Origin of the sequence: Stappia indica (assembly GCF_009789575.1) — a bacterium.
Lineage (GTDB): Bacteria > Pseudomonadota > Alphaproteobacteria > Rhizobiales > Stappiaceae > Stappia > Stappia indica_A.
In genome coordinates this window covers 976,250-997,515 of record NZ_CP046908.1, presented here as the reverse complement: position 1 = coordinate 997,515, position 21,266 = coordinate 976,250, and the positions used below count along the sequence as shown (strand labels likewise).

The following is a 21,266-nucleotide window of genomic DNA, read 5'->3' as shown; positions in this document are numbered from 1 at the left end:
GGGATTCGTCATGCCGACACCACCGCCGCTTCAGGGCATTCTGGAAACCGCCGTCTATGTCGACGATCTCGACAAGGCACACGCCTTCTATGCGGGCGTGGTCGGGCTGGAGCGCATGCTGGAGACCGACCGCCTCTACGCCTACGACACGGGTCCGGGAGAGACGCTGCTGGTCTTCGCGCGCGGGCAGACCATCGAGGATACCGTGACCGACGGCGGCGTCATTCCCGGCCACCACAGCGAGGGGCCGGGCCATTTCGCCTTCCGCATCGCGGCCGACCAGCTCGATCCGTGGCGGGCGCATCTTGCCGCAAGCGGCGTTGCCCTTCGCAGCGAGGTGACCTGGCCGGCGGGCGGCACCAGCCTTTATGTCGACGACCCGGACGGCAATGTGGTGGAGTTCGCCGCCCCGCCGCTCTGGGCGAATTTCATGGGGTAGCGATGTTTCACCTCTTTCTGGTGGCGCTGGGCGGCGGGCTGGGAGCAGCCGGCCGCCACCTCGTCAATCTTGCCGCGCTCAGGACCTTCGGCCCCGGCTTTCCCGTCGGCACGCTGACGGTCAATGTCGCCGGCTCGCTGGCGATGGGGCTGCTGGTAGGGTGGCTTGCCTCCCGCCCGGAAGGGGTGGGCCCCGGCCTGCGCCTGTTCCTGGCGACCGGCTTTCTCGGCGGCTTCACGACATTCTCCGCCTTCTCGCTCGATGCCGTCTCCTTGTGGGAGCGCGGCGAGGCGACGACCGCGCTCATCTACGCCGCCGTTTCGGTCGTGGTGTCGATTGCCGCGCTGTTCGCCGGGCTGATGGTGATGCGCAGCCTGACGGCCGGCTAATCCTGCCGCGATCCTCGCCGTCCGTGTGAGGATCGCGGCAGCAGTCTCTCCTGGAGCGTCCCGCCTCAGACCTTTTCGGGAATGCGGGCGATCACCTTGATCTCGAAGTCGAAGCCGGCAAGCCAGGTGACGCCGACCGCCGTCCAGTTCGGATAAGGCGCCTTCGGGAAGATCTCGCTCTTCACCTCCATGATCGTCGCGAACTGGTTTTCCGGGTCCGTGTGGAACGTGGTCACGTCCACCAGGTCGGCAAAGCTGCAGCCGGCGGCGGCAAGGGTCGCCTTCAGATTGGCGAAGGCCCGGCGCACCTGCGCGGCGAAGTCCGGCTCCGGCGAGCCGTCCTCGCGGCTGCCCACCTGTCCGGAGACGAAGAGCAGGTCGCCGGAGCGGATGGCGGCGGAGTAGCCGTGCTCTTCGTAAAGGGCATGGCGGTTTGCGGGGAAGACGGGTTCGGGTCTGGTCATGGTTGCAGCCTTCGTGCCGGCGCGTCGGGAGCCGCCCTTGCGGGGCTTACCGATGGGCGGAAATTTGATATACGTTCCGTATGTATAATCTCACATACGTCTCGTATGTCAATTGGCGTACGGCGCGTATGTCGGCGGAGTGCGGGTGATGGCGGCAAGACGGCGTGCGGAAACGATGGAGGAAAACCGCGCCAGGCTGATCGCGGCAGCGCGCAAAGCCTTCGCCGAAAAGGGGTTTGCCGCCGCCTCGATGGACGAGCTGACGGCGGAGGCCGGCCTGACGCGCGGCGCGCTCTATCACAATTTCGGCGACAAGAAGGGGCTTCTTGCGGCCGTCGTCGCCCAGGTCGACGGCGAGATGGCCGCCCGCGCCAAGGCGGTCGGAGCGGGGCTCGGCGACGCGTGGCAGGGGCTGCTTGCGGAAGGGGCCGCCTATATCGAGATGGCGCTGGAGCCGGAGGTGCAGCGCATCGTGCTCCTCGACGGGCCGGCCTTTCTCGGCGATCCCTCGCAATGGCCGAGCCAGAATGCCTGCCTGCAGGCCACGCGCCAGGCGGTCGCCGGGCTCATCGAGGCGGGCGTCATGAAGCCGGTGGATGTGGATGCCGCCGCACGCCTGCTGAGCGGGGCGGCGCTCACCGCCGCGCTCTGGGTTGCGGCGAGCGAGGACCCGCGCGCGGCCCTGCCGCGGGCGGTCGAGGCGTTCCGGGCGATGGCCGAGGGGTTGCTCCAGGGCTAGTCACCCGAATCTGAAGTTCGTCACATTTCGCGGCATGCTCTGAACGAACTTCAGATTCAAAAGGGTGACTAGCAAATATATGTTTCTAGTGTGGTTTTCGAATTTGAAATACGCTCCTTGGGGTGCTGCGAAGTAAGGCGTATTTCAAAATTCACCACACTAGCTCGTGTGTTGAAGCGCTGCGCGCGCGCCATGCTTTGCTTGCCCTCGGGCGGCGTCGGGATTAGGTAGGGCGCTTGAAAAAGGGGCGGGGCGAGCGGCTGCGATCAGCGCGCGCGCCCTTGCCTGCAACGGGAAGCATCATGTCCGGTATCGAACAGAAGACCGTCACCTCGGACGAGGCCGGCATGCGGCTCGACCGCTGGTTCAAGACCCATTATCCGGGCCTCGGCCACGGCCACCTGCAAAAGCTGCTGCGCACCGGCCAGGTGCGCGTCGACGGCAAGCGCGCGGAAACCTCCACCCGCGTCGGCACCGGCCAGGTGGTGCGCATCCCGCCGCTCACCGTCGATGCCCATGTGGCGGCGAAGGACAGCGCCAACGCCAAGCCGAAGCCGCGCAAGCTGGTGGCCGGCGACCGCGAGGCGGTCGAGGCGATGGTCCTTTACGAGGACCGCGAGGTCATGGTGCTGAACAAGCCGGCCGGCCTTGCCGTGCAGGGCGGTTCCGGCCTGACGCGCCATCTCGACGGCATGCTCGAGGCGTTCCGCGACGAGAAGGGCGAAAAGCCGCGTCTCGTCCACCGGCTCGACCGCGAGACCTCCGGCATCCTCCTGCTGGCCAAGACGCGCAAGGCGGCGTCCGAGATGGCCAAGTCCTTCCGCGCCCGCCAGACCCGCAAGATCTACTGGGCGCTGGTTGCCGGCGTGCCGAAGCCCCGCCAGGGCCGCGTCTCCACCTATCTGGCCCGCGACGAGGGCGAGGAGCGCATGCGCGTTGCCCGCCACGGCGAGGACGAGGCGCAGCATTCCGTCTCGCTCTATTCGGTGGTGGAAAATGCCGGGCCGAAGGTCTCCTGGGTGTCGCTGCGGCCGATCACCGGCCGCACGCACCAGCTGCGTGCCCACACCGCCCATATCCATCATCCCATCGTCGGCGATCCGAAATATTTCAACATCGAGAACTGGGAGTTTCCCGGCGGCCTCCAGAACAAGCTGCACCTGCATGCGCGGCGCATCGTCATTCCGCACCCCTCGGGCCGCGGCACCATCGACGTGTCGGCGCCGCTGCCGCCGCACATGCAGCAGAGCTGGAACCTGCTCGGCTTCGATGCCGCCCAGTACGATCCCGAGACCAACGATCCGGAGGAATAGGCCCTGTACCTTGTGATCTTCGATTGCGACGGCACGCTGGTCGACAGCCAGGAGACGATCCTGCACGGCCTTGCCGTCGGGTTCGAGGCCGTCGGCCTCGCCCCGCCGTCGCGCGAGGCGGGCCTGTCCATCGTCGGCCTGTCGCTGGACGTCGCCTTCGCGCGGCTCATCGCGCCCGAGCACCATCATCTGGTGCCGGCGATGGCCGAGGCCTATCGCCAGTCCAAGGTGGCGCGCCGGCTCGCCGGGCTCGATCACGATCCGCTCTATCCCGGCGCGCGCGAGGCGCTCGACGCGTTGTCGGCGCGTGACGACGTGCTGCTCGGCATCGCCACCGGCAAGGCCATGCGCGGCGTCCGTCACATGCAGGAAAGCCACGGCCTCGAAGGGCGCTTCGTCACCATCCAGACCGCCGACAAGGCGCCGTCCAAACCGCATCCGGGCATGATCCTGCAGGCGATGGCGGAGACCGGGGCGGAGCCGGCGCGCACCGTGATGATCGGCGATACCGGCTTCGACATGGAGATGGCGCGCGCCGCCGGCGTTGCCGGCCTCGGCGTCAGCTGGGGCTACCATCCGCGGGCGCGGATGGAGGCGGCGGGCGCGGCGCGCATCCTCGACCGGTTCGACGAGCTGCTGCCGGCGCTGGGCACCCTGCTCGGCTGGAGCGACATGGAAGAAAGGGAGCTTGCGTGATGCGCGACCTGCTGAGCGATATCGAGGCCGGCAGCACCATCGATCCGGTCGAGCGCGCCAGGGCCCTGTCCCGCCGCGAATTGCCCAAGCGCTTCTACAAGGAGGCGGGGATCGCGCGGCAGGACGACGGGCTGCATGCGGTCCAGCTCGACGGCCGGCCGGTCAAGACGACGGGGCGCAATCTTCTTGCGCTTGCCGAAGAAGACATTGCCGCCCGCATCGCCGGCGAATGGGCGGCGCAGGGCAAGGAGATCGATCCGGCGACCATGCCGCTCACCCGCATCGCCAATGCGGCGATCGACGCGGTGCCGGCGCGCGCCGGCGAGGTCGCCGACGACGTCACCGCCTATGCCGGCAACGACCTGCTGTTCTACCGTGCGGACACCCCGCAGGAGCTGGTCGAGCGGCAGAACGCCACCTGGGGGCCGGTGCTGGCCTGGGCTGAAGACCGCTTCGGCGGCCGTTTCGTGCTGGCGGAGGGCGTCATGCCGGTGCGCCAGGACGCGGCGCTGCTCGCCCGCATCCGGCAGGCGCTGTCGCCGCTTGCGCCCCTGCCGCTTGCGGCGCTGCATGTGGCGACGACCTTGAGCGGCTCGGCGCTGCTGGCGCTGGCGCTGATGGAGGGCCGGCTGTCGGCGGACGAGGCCTGGGGCGCCGCCTTCGTCGACGAGGACTGGAACATCGAGCAGTGGGGCCAGGATCCGGAAGCTGCGGCGCTGCGGGCCTCTCGCCGCCGGGATTTCGATGCGGCGGCGCTGATCCTGGACACCTGCGCGGGCCGCGACATCGGCTGACCGGCCGCGCGCGACCGCAGGAAACGGAAAAGGCCCGCCGGAGCGATCCGGCGGGCCTTCCTGCATCTGGGTGCTGTGCGGCGGCGGGCTCAGGTGAGCTGGGTGGTGATGGTCCACACGGTGCTGGCCGTGCCGTTGCTGGAGCCGTCCGTCGCCACGGCGGTGGCGACATAGTTCGCGGCCGTCACGGTATCCTGGGCGCTCGCCGTGCAGGGGCAGGAGCCGCGGTTGTTCGCCGCGGTGAAGGCATAGTTCAACGTGAGCGAATAGCTGCCGTTGGCGGTGGTGATGGTCACATAGCCCGAGCAGTTGCCGTTGGTGCCGCCGCTGGAATAGGCGGTGCCGCTGGCGTTGCTCTGGTCGGCGATGGTGGTGCCGTTGTCGAGGTCGTGCAGGTTGCCGACCGTGCCGTCGGAGGCGGTGACCGTGAAGGCGGTGCCCGAGTTATTGACGATCTTGACGAGGCTGGAATCGCAGCAGCTCATGTATGCAATCCTTGCGTGAGAAAGTGGGGGAGGGCCGCAGGTCACCGGGAGCTGCGGCCTGCCGGCAGCGGCTCAGCCCATGGCGACCGGGATCTTGCGCATCATGACGTCCGAGGGAGCCTCGGGGGTGATGAGGTCGGAGATATTGTAGCTCTTGACGATGATCGGGTTCAGTCCGCTGACGATCGAGGCGAGCGGCTGATAGCTCGGCGAGAAGATCGTGATGACATCCGTCATCTGCCAGCGCAGCACCGCAACGTCGTCGTCGCCGGAATTGGTCACCGTGTCGGACATGTAGGACGTGGTCTGCTCGTTGACCGTGACCTGCTGGAAGGTGGTGGATTCCGCATTGAGGCTGGCGGAGATGCCGGCCGAGATCGGTCCCCAGCCCGCATGCGCGTCGACGCCGATGCTGGCGCCCACCGTGTCCTGGGTCGACGAGGTGGTCTGGCGCCCCGAGACGATGGTGTAGCTGACGGTCCGGCTCTCGCCGACGGCCAGGCTGTAGCTGTCGCCCTGCAGGTTCCAGAACTGTTCGCGGGTGATGTAGTTGGTGGTCGATCCGTCCGGCGAGACGGTCGAAATCGCGACCATCACCAGCGGCGAGTTGACCGGCACCAGCACGTTGGTGGTCGGTTCGGGGATCGAGCCGATGTCGTTCGGCGAGGTCAGGACCGAATTGTCGACGGTGTAGGTGGTCTCGGTGGTGTTCAGGGCGTAGGCGCTGATGAAGCTGCCGCTCATCGCCGAGGCGATCACCAGATAGTCGCCGTCCGTCCCGGTCACAGGGGCGTTGGAGCCCGGCTCGACATGGCCCAGAAGCTGGCGCATCCCGGTATTGGTTGAGTTGTAGACCGCGATCTTCACGGGTAGGTTGTTGTAGATCTGAACGGTCGCGGTGGTGTCGGTCTCGGTCGCATAAAGCTGACCATTCAATGCCTTGGCATAAAGATCTTTCATCGGAATATGCACCTTCTGGCGGAAAGATGCCGTAACGCTACCAAGGGTCGTGACCCTGTTCAATACTAAAAATTGTAAATTTGATCATTGCTATCTTTGGGGGTGTCTGGCTACGATGAGCTGTCTTGCGACCGGCGGTTCCGCACGGTTCGCCCAGCCATTTGTTCATTGCGCATTGTGGAATGAGGGTCGGATGCTGAAGCGCGGCAAGGATTTTCTCACCGTCGGGTTCTGGAACATCGAGAAGCACAACGTCGTGCGGGAGGACCCCAGCCAGCCCTTCGGATATTCGATGACGCACAGCACCGAGATGATCGTGGAGTCGATCGTCTCTTGGTATCGCTATGCCAAGTTCGACATCCTCATCCTGGCGGAGGTCACCGAGAGCAAGGGCGGGGGTGAAAAGTTCGCCGAGTTTCTCGCCAATCGGATGTGCGCCGTCGGTTATCCGGGACCGCGCATGCGCGGCGGGTTCAGCTGGTTCCCGAATTCGGCCGGCAATGTGGGTGTCTGCAACTTCGCCTATCTGTGGGACGAGCGGTTGCCGTGCCTTGTCGGTCTCGGCGACAGGATCACCTTCGAGTGGGAGCGTGATCACGTCCGCCCGACGATGTTCATGGACGCCGGGATCATGACCATCGGCGGCATTCACGCCAAGGCGGTGATCAAGGATCAGGCTGCGGAAGAAATCCTCGAGAGCTGCCACAAGCTCGACCGGCGGAACAAGCCGGCGGCTTTGATCGGCGACATGAACATCGGCTTTGAGACGTTTCCCGTCTTCACTAAGCGTGAACTGAACGATTTTGGCTGGGACCAGGTGCCACCCGGTATTGCTCCCACCCACGTGCCGCGCAGCGAGCGTTTCCGCTCCCGTGTGCTTGACTATATCTGGCGAAACGGTGGTATTTCCCAGTGCATCGCCGAGCCTCCCATGCCGCAATATCAGATGTGGACCGTCAACGACCATGCGCCGGTGCAGTATCACCTGGCCTGCAGGGCGGGCGAGCTTCCCGTGTAGCCTCTTCTGGGTTCTGGGTGCCCGCCGTCAGCCGTCTGCCGCTTCCGTTCCGCCTTTGTCCTTCGCCAGCAGCCCCTCCAGCACCATGTCGACATGGGCAGCGAGGAAGCGCCGGGTCTCGATGGGCTCGAACCGGTCGAAGGTCATCTTCCAGACGATGGTCATCACCGCCGGTGCGACGATCACGATCGGCAACTCGGTCAGCGCGCTGCGGCGGAACTCGCCGCGCTCGACCCCGCGGCGGACGAGCGCGGCGATCACCTCCTGGCCGCGGCTGATGACCCGGCGGTGGTACAGCTCGGCAATCGCGGGAAAGCGCCCGCCTTCCGTGATGATGATGCGCATCAACACATGCAGCCCGTCCTCGAACAGCGCCTTGTAGATGCGGGGCAGGGCGGTGCGCACCAGCTCTTCCGATGAGCCGGGATAGGCCGCGACCAGCCCCGCCACATCGTCGAAGAAGGGGGTGATGCGCGAGGAAAGCGCCGCCTCGAACAGATCCTCCTTGCTCGCGAAATAGCGGTAGATCGTGCCCTTGGCGATGCCGGCCCGCCGGGCGACGTCTTCCAGCCGCGTCGCCGCGAAACCGTTCTCGGCGAATTCCTGCAGGCCCGCATCGATGATCTCGCCAGGGCGTGCCTCTTTGCGCCGGCGCCGCGGGCGCGGGCTTTCCGCAGCGGAATCGCTCTCCGTCATCGTCCTTGCACTTCCTGTTGCGCACTGTTAATGACTTTTGGGTCATTAACAGGATCGTGTCATGTCCTCAATCCCGAACCCCGCCGCGGGCGCCAAAGCGCAAGCCGGAGCGCAGGCCGGAGCGGAAGCCGGAGCCGGGCCCTCTGCCGCCGCCGCGCCGTCCGCCGAGGTCTCCGCCCTGCCGCTTTCGGTCGTGCGGCGCGAGTCGGGGCGTCCCGGCCCGGTCCGCCCGCGACTATGGACGATCCTCTCTCGCCTGCGTAGCCTTGCGCTCGGCCTTGCCCTCGTCGGCGCCGGCCTTGCCGCCGGTGCCGCGCTTCAGGCGCGCGGAAGTCTCCCCTGGCAGGCCGGCGACGAGGGAGCTGCGGGCGGCCCGCCGCCTGCGGCAACTGGGCAGGAAACGACCGCCGTCTTCGGCCTCGGCCGGTTGCTGCCGGACGGGTTCGTCGTCACCGTCGCGCCGCCCTTCGGGGCGGGCGATGCCCGCATCGCGCGGCTGCTGGTTGCGGAGGGCGAGCGCGTCGAGGCGGGCCAGCCGCTGGCCGAGCTCGACAACCGCCCGCAGCTTCTGGCCGCGCTCGCCTCGGCTGAGGCCGCCGTGCACCTGCGCGAGGCGGAGCTTGCCCGCCAGCGGGTCTTTGTCGAGGCCAGCCGGGCGGAATCGCGCGCAGCACTCGAACGCTCGAAGGTTGCCGCCGCCACGGCCCGTCGCGAGCTGGAGCGCTCGCAGGAGCTGCTCGCCCGCGGCCATGTCACCCGCGCCACCCATGACGATGCGCTCGCCCGGTCCGAGGCGGCGGAACGCGAGGTGGAGAGCGCGCGGGCGACCCTTGGCCGCTACACTGCCGACACGCCGGATGCCCCGCCGGATATCGCCGTTGCCCTGCGCAATCTCGATGCCGCGCGGGCAGCCCTTGCCCTGGCGCAGGCCGATCTTGCCCGCTCGCAGGTCTTGGCGCCGGCCGGCGGCGTCGTGCTCGACATCCATGTGCGGCCCGGCGAGCGGCCGGGCGAGCGCGGCATTCTCGACATGGGCGACATCGACAAGATGATGGCGGAGGTCGAGGTCTACCAGTCGCGCATCGGCGCTATCGAGACTGGCGATACGGTCGAGATCACCGGCGAGGCCTTCGAGGGGGCCATTGCGGGCACGGTAGAGCGGATCGGCTGGGATGTCGGCCGCCAGACCGCGACCGGCGCCGATCCGGCCGCGCGCACCGACGCGCGCGTGATCAAGGTCCATGTCGCCATCGATCCGGCAGACATCGCCCGCGTGCGCCGCTTCACCAATCTGCAGGTCACCGCCCGCATCATAACGGGAGAGGGGACGTGACGGGCCCGCTCACTCCCCTGCTCACCCCCCTGCTCACTCCCATGCTCACCGGGCTGCTCGGCCGGCTGCCCATCGGCTGGCTGCAGCTCGTGCACAACAAGGGGCGTCTGGCCGCTGCGCTCTCCGGCGTTGCCTTCGCCAATGTGCTGATCTTCATGCAGCTCGGCTTTCTCGGCGCGCTGGTGGAGAGCATCCGCCTTCCCTACACGGTGCTGAACGGCGACATCCTCGTCTCCGCCTCCGATGCCAACACCCTGTTCGACGGCAGCCCGCTGCCGCGCAACCGGCTCTACCAGGCGCTTGCCGTGGAGGGCGTCGCCTCCGCCACCGGCTTCTACTACGGCCGCATCGACTGGAAGCAGCCGGACGGCACCATCCGCACCATGGACCTGTTCGGCGTCGACCCGACCGGCGCGCCCTTTAGTGATCCTCTTCTCGCCCGACAGGCCGAGAACCTGATGCTGCCCGACACCGCCTTGATGGACAGCCTGACCCGCAATGTGCCGGGCGACCTGTTCGCCGCCGTGGAGGCCGGCGAACCCTATCGCTTCGAGACGCGGGGGCGGGAGATCACGGTGACGGGCACGTTCGAGATCGGCGGCGGCTTTTCCGCCGACGGCTATCTCGTCGTCTCCGATCAGACCTTCCTGCGCCTGTTCCCCGCCCGCCTGCCCGGCGCGCCCAATTATGTGCTGGTGCGCCTTGCACCGGGTGCCGACCCGGCAGCCGTGCTTGCGGATCTGCGCGCGGCGCTGCCGGCCTCCGACACTGCGGTGTGGACGCTGGACGAGGCTGCGGCCCGCGATCAGCGCTTCCAGACGACGCAGAAGCCGGTCGGCGTCGTCTTCGGCTTCGGCGTCGTCATCGGCGTCCTCGTCGGCGTCATCATCGTCTATCAGGTGCTGTCCACCGACGTTGCCGACCACATCCGCGAATACGCGACCTTCAAGGCGATGGGCTATCCGCAGCGCTTCTTCCTCGGCATCGTCTTCGAGGAGGCCTTCATCCTCGCCCTGTTCGGCTTCGTGCCCGGCGTGCTCGTGGCGCTCGGCCTTTATGCGGCGGTCGCCGCCGGCACCGGCCTGCCGATCTTCATGCCCGCCGGGCGGCCGGTCCTCGTCTTCCTCGGCACGCTCGCCATGTGCGCGCTGTCGGGCGCCATCGCCACGCGGCGGCTGGCGCGGGCCAATCCGGCGGAGCTGTTCTGATCATGGGCGACGCGTTGGCGCCCCCCTCTCCGGCCATTGCCGTGCGCGGTCTCGATCACTGGTTCGGCAGCGGCGAGGCGCGCAAGCAGGTGCTGTTCGATATCGATCTGGAGATCCGGCGCGGCGAGCTGGTGGTGCTGATGGGGGCGTCGGGCTCCGGCAAGACGACGCTGCTCACCCTGATCGGCTGCCTGCGCCAGGTCGAGGCAGGTTCGGTGGTTCTGCTCGGCCGCGAGCTCAAGGGCGCCAGCGAGGCGGAGCTCGTTGCGTGCCGGCGGCAGCTCGGCTTCATCTTCCAGGCGCACAATCTGCACGAAAGCCTCACCGCCCTGCAGAACGTCCATATGGGTCTCGCCGTCCATGGCGACCGCGTCACCGGCGACGGGAGAGCGGCGGCGCGCCATGTGCTCGGCCTCGTCGGCCTGTCGGAGCGGGTGGACTACCTGCCGGGCAATCTCTCCGGCGGGCAGAAGCAGCGTGTCGCCGTCGCGAGGGCGCTGGTCGGCAACCCGCCGGTGGTGCTGGCCGACGAGCCGACCGCCGCGCTCGACCGCGACAGCGGCCTTGCCGTTGTCGAGATGCTGCGCCGGCTCGGCCGCGAACGCGGCACCACCACGCTGATGGTCACCCACGACAACCGCATCCTCGACCTTGCCGACCGCATCGTGCGGATGGAGGACGGGCGCATCCTCGAGGGGTGAGGGCGTCAGATCTCGAAGTCGGGGATCTCGGCGACCGCGTCGCGCAGCTTTTCCGACCACATGCGCGACAGGTCCGCGAAATAGGGGTCGTTCTCGCGGATGCGGGTCTGGCGGTGGGCGGAAAAACTGTCGGTGTTGTAGAGCAGCATGTCGATGGGCATGCCGACCGACAGGTTGGAGCGCAGGGTCGAGTTGAACGACAGCAGCACCAGCTTCGCCGCCTGGCCGAGGCGCATGTCCGCCTGCGTCACCCGGTCGAGGATCGGCTTGCCGTATTTGTGCTCGCCGATCTGCAGGAAGGGCGTGTCGGCCGAGGCCTCGATGAAGTTGCCGGCCGAATAGATCTGGAAGAGGCGCGGCGCCTCGCCCTTGATCTGGCCGCCGAGCAGGAAGGTGACGCTGAAGCTCTCGGAATTGGCGGCCAGCGCCTCGCCGTCGATGGCGCGCACGTCGCGCACCGCGCTGCCCACCAGCCGCGCGGCCTGGAACATGGTGTCGACCGAATGCAGCGTCGGCCGGCCCGGCTCCTCGCTCTTCAGCCGCTCGCTCAAAAGGCTCACCACCGACTGGGTGACGGCCAGGTTCCCGGCCGCCATCATGCAGATCACCCGGTCGCCGGGCTTTTCCCACACATGCAGCTTCTTGAAGGTGGCGACATTGTCGAGCCCGGCATTGGTGCGCGTGTCAGCGGCCATCACGATGCCGCGATCGAGCTTCAGACCGACACAATAGGTCATGAGCAGACAGTCTCCGAAAACGGGGAGGGCGGACGCCCGGCCGGACAGCGCGCGGCGACGATTCGCGCGTCGCGCCGGCTCCGGCAGATTTGACAGGTTCGCTGCCCTGCCGGCAACGGTCCTATTGCTGAGCTTGCTGCGATTCCTGTGAAACCGCCACCTCCACATCCATGTTCTCGCCGGACCCGCCCGTGCGGATCCCGCGGATCGGCGCGGCGGAGCGCGAGTCGAGGCCGCAGGTGAGGCGGATGTAGCGGTCGGTCGGGCACATGCCGTTCGAGATGTCGAAGCCGACCCAGCCGAGCTGCGGCAGCAGGACCTCGGCCCAGGCGTGATGCGCCTCCGATCCCTGTCCGTCGTCCAGCAGCATGTAGCCTGATATATAGCGCGCCGGCACGCCGATGGAACGGGCCGCGGCGATGAAGATATGCGCATGGTCCTGGCACACGCCTTCGCCGGCATTCAGCGCATCGACGGCCGCGGTATGCACCTCGGTGACGCCGGTGCGGTAGGCGACCTTGTCGCGGATCGCCTGCATCAGGTCGTGGAAACCGGAGATCGCGTCCGCCTCGCTGCGCTCGGCCAGTGCGCCGAGCCGGCGGATCGCCGGGTTGGCCTTGGTCAGCGGGGTGTAGCGGAGGAACACGTTGTCGGGCGTCGGGCTCGGGGGGAAGCCGATGACGCCCGCCTGGTCCTGCGTCTCGACCACGCCCTCGACAGTGATGGTCAGCTCGCTCATCGCCTCGCGGTGGCTGACGATGGCGACCGGATTGCCGAAGGCGTCGATGTAGTGCGCGGCCCGGTCGTAGCCCGGCACGTCGATGGTCCAGGCGACCACCTTCTGTCCCACCAGGTTCGGCGGCGTCAGGCGCAGCTGCTGGACCATGTGGGCCAGCGGATGGTCGTACCGGTAGCGGGTCACGTGTCTGACGCTGAGGCGCATGGCTCTCCGGCTTCCTCGTCTGCGGCCGGCTTTGCGTGTGTTGCCGCCGGCCTTCGATCGTTCTGTTCCGCGTTTCGTGTCAGGCGAAGTGATAGTCCGCGGCGAGCTGCGCGCCCAGCCCGTTGTTTCTGGCGATCATGTCTCCCAGGAATTCGTGCAGGCCGCTCTGGAACACCTGCTGCATCGTCGTCCCGTCCAGCAGCTGGTAGGTGCGCCGGGCCATGTCGTAGCTCATCGGCTGCTCGCCGTAGCGGGCGGTCAGCGCGTCCATGCTTTCGGAGATCCAGTCGTAGCAATAGGCCAGCGAGCGCGGCATCTCCTTCCGCAGGATCAGGAACTCGGCGATGTTGAACGGGCGGATCTGCGCGTCGCGATAGGCGTGGCGGTAGCTGCGATGGGCCGAGACCGAGCGCAGGATCGTCGACCACTGGTAGCGGTCGAGGTCGCCGCCGACCACCTCGTTGTCCGGCAGCAGGATCCAGTATTTCACGTCGAGGATGCGCGAAGTGTTGTCGGCCCGCTCGATGAAGCAGCCGAACTGCGAGAAGTGGTAGCCCTCGTCGCGCATCAAGGTGCCGAGCATGGCGCCGCGGAACAGCATGGAGCGCTGCTTGATCCATGTCAGGAAGCCCGGCAGCTTGTCGTCGGTCATGTGCTGCGGGCGCACTTCCATGAAGTCGATATAGGTCGTGTTCAGGCTTTCCCACATCTCGCCGGTGATGGCGGTGCGCACCGAGCGGGCGTTGTTGCGGGCCGCCTCGATGCAGGAGCGCACGGAGGAGGGGTTGTCCGGGTCGAACAGCATGTGGGCGACGATGGCGCGCTTGGTCAGCTCGTCATGCTTCTTGAAGAAGCCCTGGTCGCAGCCGGCGCTGACCAAGGTCGAGCGCCAGTCGTCGGCAGCGTCCTGGCCCAGACGCGGCATCATGGCAATGCGATATCCCACCTCCAGCAGGCGGGCCATGTTCTCCGCCCGCTCGTTGTAGCGCGAGGTCCAGAACAGGGATGCGGCGGTACGGCCGAGCATGTTTCGTCAGTCCTCCAGAACCCAGGTGTCCTTGGTGCCGCCGCCCTGGCTGGAATTCACCACCAGGGAGCCCTTCTTCAGCGCCACGCGGGTCAGGCCGCCGGGCGTGATGCGCACCTTGTCTCCGACCAGCACATAGGGCCTCAAGTCGACATGGCGGGGCGCCAGCCCCGACTGCACATGGGTCGGGCAGGCCGACAGCGCCAGGGTCGGCTGGGCGATGTAGTTGGCGGGATTGGCCTTCAGCCGCTTGGCGAACTCGGCGATCTCGCGCTTGGAGGCGGTCGGGCCGATCAGCATGCCGTAGCCGCCCGAGCCGTGCACCTCCTTGACCACCAGCTCCGGCAGGCGGTCGAGCACATAGGCAAGGTCGTCCGGCTTGGCGCAGTTCCAGGTCGGCACGTTCTTCAGGATCGGCTTCTGGCCGGTATAGAACTCGATGATGTCCGGCACATAGGCATAGATCGCCTTGTCGTCCGCAATGCCCGTGCCCGGCGCGTTGCAGATCGTCACGTTGCCCGCCCGGTAGGCGTCGAACAGGCCCGGCACGCCGAGCATGCTGTCGGGACGGAAGGTCAGCGGATCGAGGAAGGCATCGTCGATGCGCCGGTAGATCACGTCCACCCGCTGCGGCGACTGGGTGGTGCGCATCCACACCTTGCCGTCCTCCACATAGAGATCGCGCGCCTCGCACAGCTCCACGCCCATCGTGTCGGCGAGGAAGGCATGCTCGAAATAGGCGGAGTTGTAGATGCCCGGCGTCAGGATGCAGACCGTCGGGTCGCCGTCGCAATTCTCCGGCGCGACGCTTTCCAGCGTCTCGCGCAGCATGTCCGGATAGTGCTCGATCGGCGCCACCCGGTTCTGCTGGAACAGCTCCGGGAACATCCGCATCATCGTCTCGCGGTTCTCCAGCATGTAGGAGACGCCGGACGGGGTGCGGGTGTTGTCCTCCAGCACGTAGAAGTCGTCCTCGCCGACGCGCACGAGGTCGGTGCCTATAATATGGGCATAGACCCGGCGCGCCGGGGTGAAGCCGATCATCTCCGGCAGGAACGCCTCGTTCTGCAGGATCAGCTCGGCCGGCACGCGGCCCGCCCGCACGATCTCCTGGCGGTGGTAGATGTCATAGAGGAAGGCGTTGAGCGCCCGCACCCGCTGGTCGATGCCGGCCGACAGGCGCCGCCACTCGGACGCCGAGAGCACGCGCGGGACGATGTCGAAGGGGATCAGCCGTTCGGTGGCCGCGGATGTGCCGTAGACGGCGAAGGTGATGCCGAGGCGGCGGAAGATCGTCTCTGCCTCGCGCGATTTCTTGCGCATCTCCGCCGGTGACAGGGTGTCGAACCATTCGGCGAGCCGCCTGTAGGGCGCGCGGGGCCTGCCGTCGGCGGTCAGCATCTCGTTGAAAATGGTGCTCTCCCCCATGCGTGTCTCTAACCCCTCGTCCGCAATGTCGTCTTGTTCTTGAAGGCGAAGCGGTCTGGCGCTCCGCCGGCAGGCCCCATGTTCGCAAACCGGAACGGCGCCTTCCAAGTCCGAAAATGCGCCAGCAAACACCTCCATCTGCATTCCCGGCAGGCAGGTCGACCGGGACGGGACCCTGCGGCAACAAGCTTAACGCCCAGGGGGCTTACGTCAAATCGGGAGGTTTCACACATGCGAAAACGGCGCATTCCTGCGGGGAATGCGCCGCCATGCGGTGCCTCGGCACTCTTGCGGATCACACCAGTTCGCCGAATTCCATGCTTTCCGGCTCGATCAGGGCGAGGAAGGCCTCGCAATCCGCGTTGCCCTGCCAGCTCTCGCAGATGGCAATGGCCCGTGTCCGGCTGTCGGCAATGGCGATATCGAGGAAGGTGCCGCTTTCGAGCCGCGCCAGCCGCTGGCCCAGCCAGCCCGGCTGGCGGGAGAGGTGCTGCTCCACCATTCGTGCATGGGCCGCGCGCATGTCGGCTTCCGCAACGCCGGCTTTCAGTCGGAAGCGGCCGATCTCCATCCCGTCCCCGGCAAGGCGACCGACCGGCGCCGGCCGGTTTGCTGCATAATGGCCCATGCTGGCAACGCTGCCGATCGTGGCGCGGAAGCCGGCGAAGTCTGCTCCTTCTCCGACCTCGCGTGCGGCCGAGAGCGCCGCCTCTTCGCTCTTCCAGGCGACGAGATCGACGCGCTGGGCCGCCTCGCCGGTTCCCGTCAGCTGCGTCCAGGCGAGGAAGCCGGGGAACGAGCGGATCTTGTCGAGTGCGAGCCTGCGTTCATGGTCGGCGCGATCCGGATCCGCCACCCGGTAGGCGACGACTTCGAGGCAATGGTCTTGCATGCGATGCTCCTGGTCTGCGTGATGCGCAGCGGGAGATACGCCAAGGCTCCTGACACCTTCTGTCAGGGGCGCGCGCTAGGTCGTGGACTCATAATTCTGTCGAGAAACGGTATGCCCGAACCCGATCGGATACAAGGAGCAAGGCCGCAGGAAACCATTAGGTTTTCAAGGGCTTGCGACGCTGTTGCCGGCGGGTTCGGGCATACCCGAAGGGCGCCGTTCGAGCTTCGATCTGCGGCGTCGGATCGCTCGGCCGGGGGGCCTGCCCCGGCCATCGCGCTCCTCCTGGCATATCATTGCCCGAACGGACGCCGTTTCCGGCACAATTATGAGTCCACGACCTAGGGATGGCGTCATGAAGGTGTTTCGTCTGTTCTCCCTGCTCGACCGGCTGCGCAGCGCCGGCGGTCCGGTGTCTGCCGAGGCGCTTGCCCGCGCGCTCGAGGTGTCGCCGCGCACGATCTACCGCGACATGGCCACTCTGCAGGCGATGGGCGCGCCGGTGCGCGGCGAGGCGGGCCTCGGCTACCAGATGGAGCGCGGCTACTTTCTGCCGCCGCTCAGCTTCGACGAGGAGGAGCTGGAGGCGATCGCGCTCGGCATGCGGCTGGTCGGCGCACGGGGCGATGCGCCCCTGGGCGAGGCGGCGCTGCGCGTCGCGGGCAAGATCGGTGCGGCCGCGGGCGAGGCGGGCGGAGAGGCGACCCTTCGCCTGCCGCTGCGTGCCGTCACGCGCGAGCACCCGCAGGTGGAGGCTGCCCGCCATTGGCTGCCGGGGCTGCGCCGCGCCATCCGCCGGCAGCGGATCGTGCTGCTCGCCTACAGGGACCTGGCCGGGCGGGAGAGCCGCAGGCGCGTGCGCCCGCTCGGTCTCACGGTGTTCGACGAGGTCTGGCTGCTGACCGGCTGGTGCGAGGAGCGCGGCGACTTCCGCAATTTCCGCCTCGACCGCATCATGTCCGTGGAGGAGACGGGCGAGCGGGCACCGAGCGAGCGCGGGCGGCGGTTCGAGGACTATGTGGCCAGCCTGTGATCAGCGCCAGCCGCCGCGCCGCTCCCAAGGCGAGAACAGCGGCGTCTCGCAGATATAGCCGACGATGCAGCGGCCGGTGTCGCGGGTGCGCACCTGCGCCGGGCGCACGGTTTCCCAGTAGTCGCACCAGCGCGGGCCGGCGACGAAGCGCTCGTAGGTGTACTGGCCGGTGGTCATCACCACCGCGCCGCGGCGGGCGACAAGATCCTGCGCCTGGTTGCAGGTCATGCGCCTGAGGTCCGGGCGCTGGGCCGCCGCCGGCTGCGGGGCGAGCGTCATCAGCACGAGCGCGGAAAGGGCTGCCGCGGCCAGGCCGGTTCCTGCTTTCGTCAAACGGTCGATGCGCATGCCGGGTCCCCCCTGTTGTCGCGCCCGGCCTTTGCGTGCCGCCGGGGCGCTCCCACGCTCACTTTCGCCTGCCATCGCGGCAAAGCGATGGCAGGCCGATGCTTGTCGGGGCCGTCCGCCGAGGGCGGCGAGGCTTATTCCCCGTCCCAGTCGGGCGCCCAGTCCGGGTCGATGCCGCGCCCCTCCGCGCTGCCGAGCGCGGAGATCGCTGCCATCTCGGCCTCGTCCAGTTCGAAGTCGAAGACGGCGGCGTTTTCGGCGAGCCGCGCCGGCGTGCCGGTCTTGGGGATGGCGATGGTGTTCTCCTGCTGCAGCAGCCAGCGCAGCGTCACCTGCACCTCGCTCTTGCCGTAGCGCTTGGCGATGTCGCCGATCGTCTCGTTGCCCATGACGCGGCCCTTGGCGATGGGCGAATAGGCGATCAGCGCCATGCCGGCGGCCTCCAGCGCCGCGCGCACCCGCTTCTGCGACAGGAACGGATGATACTCGACCTGGTTGGCGACCAACTGCCCCTTGGCGAGGTCCTGCGCCTCGCGCACCATCGCGGCGGTGAAGTTGGAAACGCCGATGGCGCGCGTCCAGCCGCGCTGGCGCAGCTCCAGCAGCGCCTCGATCTGCTCGTTCAGCGGCACGCGCGGGTTGGGCCAGTGGATCAGGAACAGGTCGACATGGTCGAGCCCCAGCCGGTCGAGGCTGTCCTCGCAGGAGCGGATCAGCTTTTCCGGGTCGAGGCTGTCGTGCCAGACCTTGGTCGTCACGTGATAGCTGTCGCGGGCGCGGCCCGAGGCGCGCAGGCCCGCGCCCACCGCCTTCTCGTTGGCATACATCGCCGCCGTGTCCACATGGTCCCAGCCGCTTTCCAGCGCGGCGCGCACGATGTCGCGGCACGGCTCGTCCTTCAGCGGCCAGGTCCCGAGCCCCAGCACGGGAATGTCGATGCCGCCGAGGGTGAGATGGTGGTTCATGGCACTGCTCCTGTTCGGTCCTGTCCGGATGTCGCGAAAGGCGGGGAGGGGGACCCCGCAAACGAAAACGGCCCGGCGGACGTCCGCACCTTCTTGCTTGCGCAGAAGGGGCAGGCGCCGGCCGGGCCGGAATGTCGGACCGGCGCTGCCTCTCTTGAAAGAGGGCGCCGGCCGGGATCAGTCGAGGTCGCTGACCGAGGCCGCGACCTTGCCGACCAGGCCGTAGTTCATGGCCTCGTCCGGGCCCATCCAGTAGTCGCGGTCCGTGTCCTTCTCGATCCGCTCCATCGGCTGGCCGGTGGCCGCCGCGAACAGCTTGTTCAGGCGGTCGCGCATCTTGAGGATCTCGCGTGCCTGGATCTCGATGTCGGAGGCCTGGCCGCCGGCGCCACCGGACGGCTGGTGCAGCAGGAAGCGGGTGTTCGGCGTGCAGTAACGGCGCTCCTTGGGCACCGAGATGTAGATCAGCGCGCCGGCGCTCGCCACCCAGCCCATGCCGAGGATGCGCACTTCCGGGCCGATGAACTTGATGGTGTCGTGGATCATGTCGCCCGACTCGACGTGGCCGCCGGGCGAGGACACGATCACGGTGATCGGGTCGTTGGAGACCTGCGCCATCGCCAGCAGCCGGGCGCAGACGTCGCGCGCCAGTTCCTGGTTGATCGGGCCGGTGATCAGCACCGTGCGGGCGTCGAACAGATGCTTGTCGACCTGGATCGAAGGCGGCGTCTTGGTCTTCTCGTCGTCGTCCTCGTCGTCGAGGCGGCTCGGCACATCGTTCGGCTTGATGGTCATGTGCAAGATCAGCTCCTTCATGAAGACGGAATCGGGCCCCGCCGGGCCCGGTCTCGTTCCCCATACTTAGGCGATGCGTGCCCTCGCGGCAAAGGGGTTCTCGCAATTTGCCGTGCACCGCGTCGAACTGGGTGAACAGCGGGTGTCGTGCCCGCCTTGTCCCCTCCCATGCGCCGGGGTTTCACACCTGCCGGCCGCCGCGGCGCTTCCCAGCGCGGCGCAACATCGGCTAAAATGCGAGTCGGGTGCTGCCCGCGCCTCCCCCCTCCGCTTCGGGAAAGCATGTGCCATGCCGGGCCTTTCGCATCACCGGACCACCCGTTCGGGCGCCGCATGAGGAGGGATTGCGCTCATCGCCCGCAGACGGAGGTCTCCGGCATGCAGCTTTCCGCACCCCTTTACCGCCTCAAGCGCGAGGCCCGCCTGCTCTCCCGCGAGGCGGGCATTCCCCTTGCCGCCGCGCTCGACCGCATCGCCGCCCGCGAGGGCCATGCCCGCTGGAGCCTTCTGGCGCAGCGTGCCGCCGAGCGCTCGCCCGCCGCGCTGATCTATCCCCGCCTTCGCCCCGGCGAGATGATCCTCGTCGCCGCCCGTCCCGGCCAGGGCAAGACGCTGCTGGCGCTGGAGCTCGGCCTTGCGGCGATGAAGGCCGGCAACCGCGCCGCCGTCTTCACCCTGGAATATGCGGAGCGCGAGGTCGAGGCGCGGCTCGAACGGCTCGGCGCGCGGGGGCAGCTCAAGGATCTCCTCGCGCTCGACTGTTCCGACGGGATCTGCGCGGCCCGCATCATGGAGCAGCTGCAGGGCTGCGCGCCCGGCACGCTTGCCGTCGTCGACTATCTGCAGATCCTCGACCAGCGGCGCGACACGCCGGACCTCGGCACCCAGGTCGCGCAGCTCTCGGCCTTCGCCCGGCGCTCCGGCGCGGTGCTCGTCTTCGTCTCGCAGGTCGACCGCACCTTTGATCCGGCGCTGAAACCCTTGCCGGATCTTGCCGACCTGCGCCTGCCCAACCCGCTCGACCTTTCGCTCTTCGACCGGGCGGTGTTCCTGCAGGCGGGCCGGCTGCGTGTCACGGAGGGAAGAAAGTAGGCCCCGATTTTCTTGACACGCACAAGGAGGCGTCGTTTGATCGAGGTGTTTTCAATCTTGAGATACTGGAGAATTCGATGAGACGGTTGTTTTTTGTGCTCTTTCTCTTGGTGCTTCCCGCCTCTGCCATGGCAGGCAACGCTGTCCTGAAGAAGGATGGAAAATCCTATACCTTGAATTGCTCGAATGCGGGCTGCTTCATCGCCGAGCGTGTGTCCTTCTTCAAGTCGGGACCTCAGAAGCGACTTGGAGCCGGGGGCGCTGCGAATTTCGAAAAGTGGATGAAGAAGCTGAAAAGCGACGGTTATAAATAAAAAAGTCGGTTGAGGCGCCTTCATCACCATGCCTGATGGATGCGACGAGAAGCCTTTCCGCCTCACACCTGCCGAGGTTGCCAATGGATCCCGGCTCTCCGGCTTCGCCTGCGGCCGGGATGACGTCCGAGGGTGAGGCAGGGCCGGGATGACGCCCCGTGGGTGGCGCACGGCCTCGCATCCTCTCGGCCGTCACCCCGGCCAAGCGTAAGCGCGCGCCGGGGCCTATTGGTTGCCAGAGCGGCGGTTAGGCGCGCAGGCCTTTCCACGCTCCCTATCGCCATCCCCCAACAAGAAGAGATGAGGGGGAGATGTCGGCGCAGCCGACGAAAGGGTGAGCAGCGCCTGCGGCCGGACAGTATCCCCGTTTCGCCCGCCATCCCGCGCGCAGTCCTTTCCCCGCGTCTTCCCGGACGGCGCGCAAGCGCCGAGCCGGGACCGGCGAGCCGAGGGCGTC

The 21,266-nt window shown here is 67.6% G+C and carries 25 protein-coding genes; 13 read left to right on the top strand and 12 right to left on the bottom strand.

What is annotated here, in order from left to right; genetic code table 11:
- The first annotated feature begins 10 nt into the window (after positions 1-10).
- Positions 11-439, top strand: a complete 429-nt coding sequence (locus GH266_RS04645) for a VOC family protein (RefSeq protein WP_158192866.1) — start codon at positions 11-13, stop codon at positions 437-439.
- 2 nt (positions 440-441) lie between these two features.
- Entirely contained in the window at positions 442-828 is a 387-nt protein-coding gene (gene crcB / locus GH266_RS04640) for a fluoride efflux transporter CrcB (RefSeq protein ID WP_158192865.1), read from the top strand.
- A 65-nt stretch (positions 829-893) separates the two neighbouring features.
- Here crcB and GH266_RS04635 read toward each other — a convergent pair whose 3' ends face one another.
- Complete coding sequence (locus GH266_RS04635; protein ID WP_158192864.1) at positions 894-1,292, bottom strand: RidA family protein; 399 nt, start codon at positions 1,290-1,292, stop codon at positions 894-896.
- A gap of 148 nt (positions 1,293-1,440) precedes the next feature.
- Here GH266_RS04635 and GH266_RS04630 point away from each other — a divergent pair, with 148 nt between their 5' ends.
- The 4 genes from GH266_RS04630 to GH266_RS04615 all read left to right on the top strand — a co-directional run bounded on the left by GH266_RS04630 (position 1,441) and on the right by GH266_RS04615 (position 4,834).
- Entirely contained in the window at positions 1,441-2,031 is a 591-nt protein-coding gene (locus GH266_RS04630; protein ID WP_158192863.1) for a TetR/AcrR family transcriptional regulator, read from the top strand.
- 302 nt (positions 2,032-2,333) lie between these two features.
- A complete protein-coding gene (locus tag GH266_RS04625; protein ID WP_158192862.1) occupies positions 2,334-3,344 on the top strand; it encodes an RluA family pseudouridine synthase in 1,011 nt (336 codons plus the stop codon).
- 3 nt (positions 3,345-3,347) lie between these two features.
- On the top strand, positions 3,348-4,040 hold the full coding sequence (locus GH266_RS04620; protein ID WP_158196044.1) for an HAD-IA family hydrolase: 693 nt from the start codon (positions 3,348-3,350) through the stop codon (positions 4,038-4,040).
- On the top strand, positions 4,040-4,834 hold the full coding sequence (locus GH266_RS04615) for an ATP12 family chaperone protein (RefSeq protein ID WP_158192861.1): 795 nt from the start codon (positions 4,040-4,042) through the stop codon (positions 4,832-4,834). Before GH266_RS04620 ends, GH266_RS04615 begins: the two co-directional genes overlap by 1 nt.
- An 89-nt stretch (positions 4,835-4,923) precedes the next feature.
- On the opposite strand, the gene GH266_RS04610 is transcribed toward GH266_RS04615, so the two are convergent.
- Both GH266_RS04610 and GH266_RS04605 read right to left on the bottom strand, forming a co-directional pair.
- A complete protein-coding gene (locus GH266_RS04610; protein ID WP_158192860.1) occupies positions 4,924-5,319 on the bottom strand; it encodes a hypothetical protein in 396 nt (131 codons plus the stop codon).
- 72 nt (positions 5,320-5,391) lie between these two features.
- Complete coding sequence (locus GH266_RS04605) at positions 5,392-6,279, bottom strand: hypothetical protein (RefSeq protein ID WP_158192859.1); 888 nt, start codon at positions 6,277-6,279, stop codon at positions 5,392-5,394.
- Between the two features lie 193 nt (positions 6,280-6,472).
- Between GH266_RS04605 and GH266_RS04600 the strand changes: the two genes are divergently transcribed.
- Positions 6,473-7,297 carry an endonuclease/exonuclease/phosphatase family protein gene (locus GH266_RS04600; protein WP_158192858.1) on the top strand — a complete coding sequence of 275 codons (825 nt, stop codon included), beginning with the start codon at positions 6,473-6,475 and terminating at the stop codon, positions 7,295-7,297.
- A 27-nt stretch (positions 7,298-7,324) separates the two neighbouring features.
- Here the strand turns inward: GH266_RS04600 and GH266_RS04595 are convergent, their stop codons facing one another.
- Positions 7,325-7,993, bottom strand: coding sequence for a TetR/AcrR family transcriptional regulator (locus GH266_RS04595; protein WP_158192857.1), 669 nt, complete (start codon positions 7,991-7,993; stop codon positions 7,325-7,327).
- Positions 7,994-8,054: 61 nt separating this feature from the next.
- Between GH266_RS04595 and GH266_RS04590 the strand changes: the two genes are divergently transcribed.
- From GH266_RS04590 to GH266_RS04580, 3 genes are read left to right on the top strand one after another with little or no spacing between them, the layout of a single operon-like run.
- Positions 8,055-9,326: an HlyD family efflux transporter periplasmic adaptor subunit gene (locus GH266_RS04590; protein WP_158192856.1), complete on the top strand. Its 1,272-nt coding sequence runs from the start codon at positions 8,055-8,057 to the stop codon at positions 9,324-9,326.
- Entirely contained in the window at positions 9,323-10,534 is a 1,212-nt protein-coding gene (gene devC, locus GH266_RS04585) for an ABC transporter permease DevC (RefSeq protein WP_209001541.1), read from the top strand. The genes GH266_RS04590 and devC overlap by 4 nt, the downstream gene beginning before the upstream one ends.
- A gap of 2 nt (positions 10,535-10,536) precedes the next feature.
- A complete protein-coding gene (locus tag GH266_RS04580) occupies positions 10,537-11,235 on the top strand; it encodes an ATP-binding cassette domain-containing protein (RefSeq protein WP_158192855.1) in 699 nt (232 codons plus the stop codon).
- Positions 11,236-11,240: 5 nt separating this feature from the next.
- On the opposite strand, the gene GH266_RS04575 is transcribed toward GH266_RS04580, so the two are convergent.
- The 5 genes from GH266_RS04575 to GH266_RS04555 form a co-directional block, all read right to left on the bottom strand.
- Entirely contained in the window at positions 11,241-11,972 is a 732-nt protein-coding gene (locus GH266_RS04575; protein WP_158192854.1) for a proteasome-type protease, read from the bottom strand.
- 121 nt (positions 11,973-12,093) lie between these two features.
- Complete coding sequence (locus tag GH266_RS04570) at positions 12,094-12,915, bottom strand: transglutaminase family protein (RefSeq protein ID WP_158192853.1); 822 nt, start codon at positions 12,913-12,915, stop codon at positions 12,094-12,096.
- A gap of 79 nt (positions 12,916-12,994) precedes the next feature.
- On the bottom strand, positions 12,995-13,942 hold the full coding sequence (locus GH266_RS04565) for an alpha-E domain-containing protein (protein ID WP_158192852.1): 948 nt from the start codon (positions 13,940-13,942) through the stop codon (positions 12,995-12,997).
- Positions 13,943-13,948: 6 nt separating this feature from the next.
- Positions 13,949-15,370 carry a circularly permuted type 2 ATP-grasp protein gene (locus tag GH266_RS04560; protein ID WP_199270442.1) on the bottom strand — a complete coding sequence of 474 codons (1,422 nt, stop codon included), beginning with the start codon at positions 15,368-15,370 and terminating at the stop codon, positions 13,949-13,951.
- A gap of 295 nt (positions 15,371-15,665) precedes the next feature.
- A complete protein-coding gene (locus GH266_RS04555) occupies positions 15,666-16,262 on the bottom strand; it encodes a hypothetical protein (RefSeq protein WP_158192851.1) in 597 nt (198 codons plus the stop codon).
- Positions 16,263-16,617: 355 nt separating this feature from the next.
- Here GH266_RS04555 and GH266_RS04550 point away from each other — a divergent pair, with 355 nt between their 5' ends.
- Entirely contained in the window at positions 16,618-17,295 is a 678-nt protein-coding gene (locus tag GH266_RS04550) for a helix-turn-helix transcriptional regulator (RefSeq protein WP_158192850.1), read from the top strand.
- Here GH266_RS04550 and GH266_RS04545 read toward each other — a convergent pair whose 3' ends face one another.
- The 3 genes from GH266_RS04545 to GH266_RS04535 all read right to left on the bottom strand — a co-directional run bounded on the left by GH266_RS04545 (position 17,296) and on the right by GH266_RS04535 (position 19,403).
- On the bottom strand, positions 17,296-17,643 hold the full coding sequence (locus GH266_RS04545) for a hypothetical protein (protein ID WP_158192849.1): 348 nt from the start codon (positions 17,641-17,643) through the stop codon (positions 17,296-17,298).
- Positions 17,644-17,777: 134 nt separating this feature from the next.
- Positions 17,778-18,608: an aldo/keto reductase gene (locus tag GH266_RS04540; RefSeq protein ID WP_158192848.1), complete on the bottom strand. Its 831-nt coding sequence runs from the start codon at positions 18,606-18,608 to the stop codon at positions 17,778-17,780.
- 177 nt (positions 18,609-18,785) lie between these two features.
- Positions 18,786-19,403, bottom strand: a complete 618-nt coding sequence (locus GH266_RS04535; RefSeq protein WP_158192847.1) for an ATP-dependent Clp protease proteolytic subunit — start codon at positions 19,401-19,403, stop codon at positions 18,786-18,788.
- 378 nt (positions 19,404-19,781) lie between these two features.
- Between GH266_RS04535 and GH266_RS04530 the strand changes: the two genes are divergently transcribed.
- A complete protein-coding gene (locus GH266_RS04530; protein ID WP_158192846.1) occupies positions 19,782-20,495 on the top strand; it encodes a DNA helicase in 714 nt (237 codons plus the stop codon).
- A 77-nt stretch (positions 20,496-20,572) separates the two neighbouring features.
- A complete protein-coding gene (locus GH266_RS04525) occupies positions 20,573-20,809 on the top strand; it encodes a hypothetical protein (protein ID WP_158192845.1) in 237 nt (78 codons plus the stop codon).
- Positions 20,810-21,266: the final 457 nt, after the last annotated feature.

Coding starts and splice junctions, on each gene's coding strand:
- GH266_RS04645 (WP_158192866.1), top strand. CDS start 11: ATGCCGACACCACCGCCGCTTCAGGGCATTCTGGAAACCGCCGTCTAT.
- crcB (WP_158192865.1), top strand. CDS start 442: ATGTTTCACCTCTTTCTGGTGGCGCTGGGCGGCGGGCTGGGAGCAGCC.
- GH266_RS04635 (WP_158192864.1), bottom strand. CDS start 1,292: ATGACCAGACCCGAACCCGTCTTCCCCGCAAACCGCCATGCCCTTTAC.
- GH266_RS04630 (WP_158192863.1), top strand. CDS start 1,441: ATGGCGGCAAGACGGCGTGCGGAAACGATGGAGGAAAACCGCGCCAGG.
- GH266_RS04625 (WP_158192862.1), top strand. CDS start 2,334: ATGTCCGGTATCGAACAGAAGACCGTCACCTCGGACGAGGCCGGCATG.
- GH266_RS04615 (WP_158192861.1), top strand. CDS start 4,040: ATGCGCGACCTGCTGAGCGATATCGAGGCCGGCAGCACCATCGATCCG.
- GH266_RS04610 (WP_158192860.1), bottom strand. CDS start 5,319: ATGAGCTGCTGCGATTCCAGCCTCGTCAAGATCGTCAATAACTCGGGC.
- GH266_RS04605 (WP_158192859.1), bottom strand. CDS start 6,279: ATGAAAGATCTTTATGCCAAGGCATTGAATGGTCAGCTTTATGCGACC.
- GH266_RS04600 (WP_158192858.1), top strand. CDS start 6,473: ATGCTGAAGCGCGGCAAGGATTTTCTCACCGTCGGGTTCTGGAACATC.
- GH266_RS04595 (WP_158192857.1), bottom strand. CDS start 7,993: ATGACGGAGAGCGATTCCGCTGCGGAAAGCCCGCGCCCGCGGCGCCGG.
- GH266_RS04590 (WP_158192856.1), top strand. CDS start 8,055: ATGTCCTCAATCCCGAACCCCGCCGCGGGCGCCAAAGCGCAAGCCGGA.
- GH266_RS04580 (WP_158192855.1), top strand. CDS start 10,537: ATGGGCGACGCGTTGGCGCCCCCCTCTCCGGCCATTGCCGTGCGCGGT.
- GH266_RS04575 (WP_158192854.1), bottom strand. CDS start 11,972: ATGACCTATTGTGTCGGTCTGAAGCTCGATCGCGGCATCGTGATGGCC.
- GH266_RS04570 (WP_158192853.1), bottom strand. CDS start 12,915: ATGCGCCTCAGCGTCAGACACGTGACCCGCTACCGGTACGACCATCCG.
- GH266_RS04565 (WP_158192852.1), bottom strand. CDS start 13,942: ATGCTCGGCCGTACCGCCGCATCCCTGTTCTGGACCTCGCGCTACAAC.
- GH266_RS04560 (WP_199270442.1), bottom strand. CDS start 15,370: ATGGGGGAGAGCACCATTTTCAACGAGATGCTGACCGCCGACGGCAGG.
- GH266_RS04555 (WP_158192851.1), bottom strand. CDS start 16,262: ATGCAAGACCATTGCCTCGAAGTCGTCGCCTACCGGGTGGCGGATCCG.
- GH266_RS04550 (WP_158192850.1), top strand. CDS start 16,618: ATGAAGGTGTTTCGTCTGTTCTCCCTGCTCGACCGGCTGCGCAGCGCC.
- GH266_RS04545 (WP_158192849.1), bottom strand. CDS start 17,643: ATGCGCATCGACCGTTTGACGAAAGCAGGAACCGGCCTGGCCGCGGCA.
- GH266_RS04540 (WP_158192848.1), bottom strand. CDS start 18,608: ATGAACCACCATCTCACCCTCGGCGGCATCGACATTCCCGTGCTGGGG.
- GH266_RS04535 (WP_158192847.1), bottom strand. CDS start 19,403: ATGACCATCAAGCCGAACGATGTGCCGAGCCGCCTCGACGACGAGGAC.
- GH266_RS04530 (WP_158192846.1), top strand. CDS start 19,782: ATGCAGCTTTCCGCACCCCTTTACCGCCTCAAGCGCGAGGCCCGCCTG.
- GH266_RS04525 (WP_158192845.1), top strand. CDS start 20,573: ATGAGACGGTTGTTTTTTGTGCTCTTTCTCTTGGTGCTTCCCGCCTCT.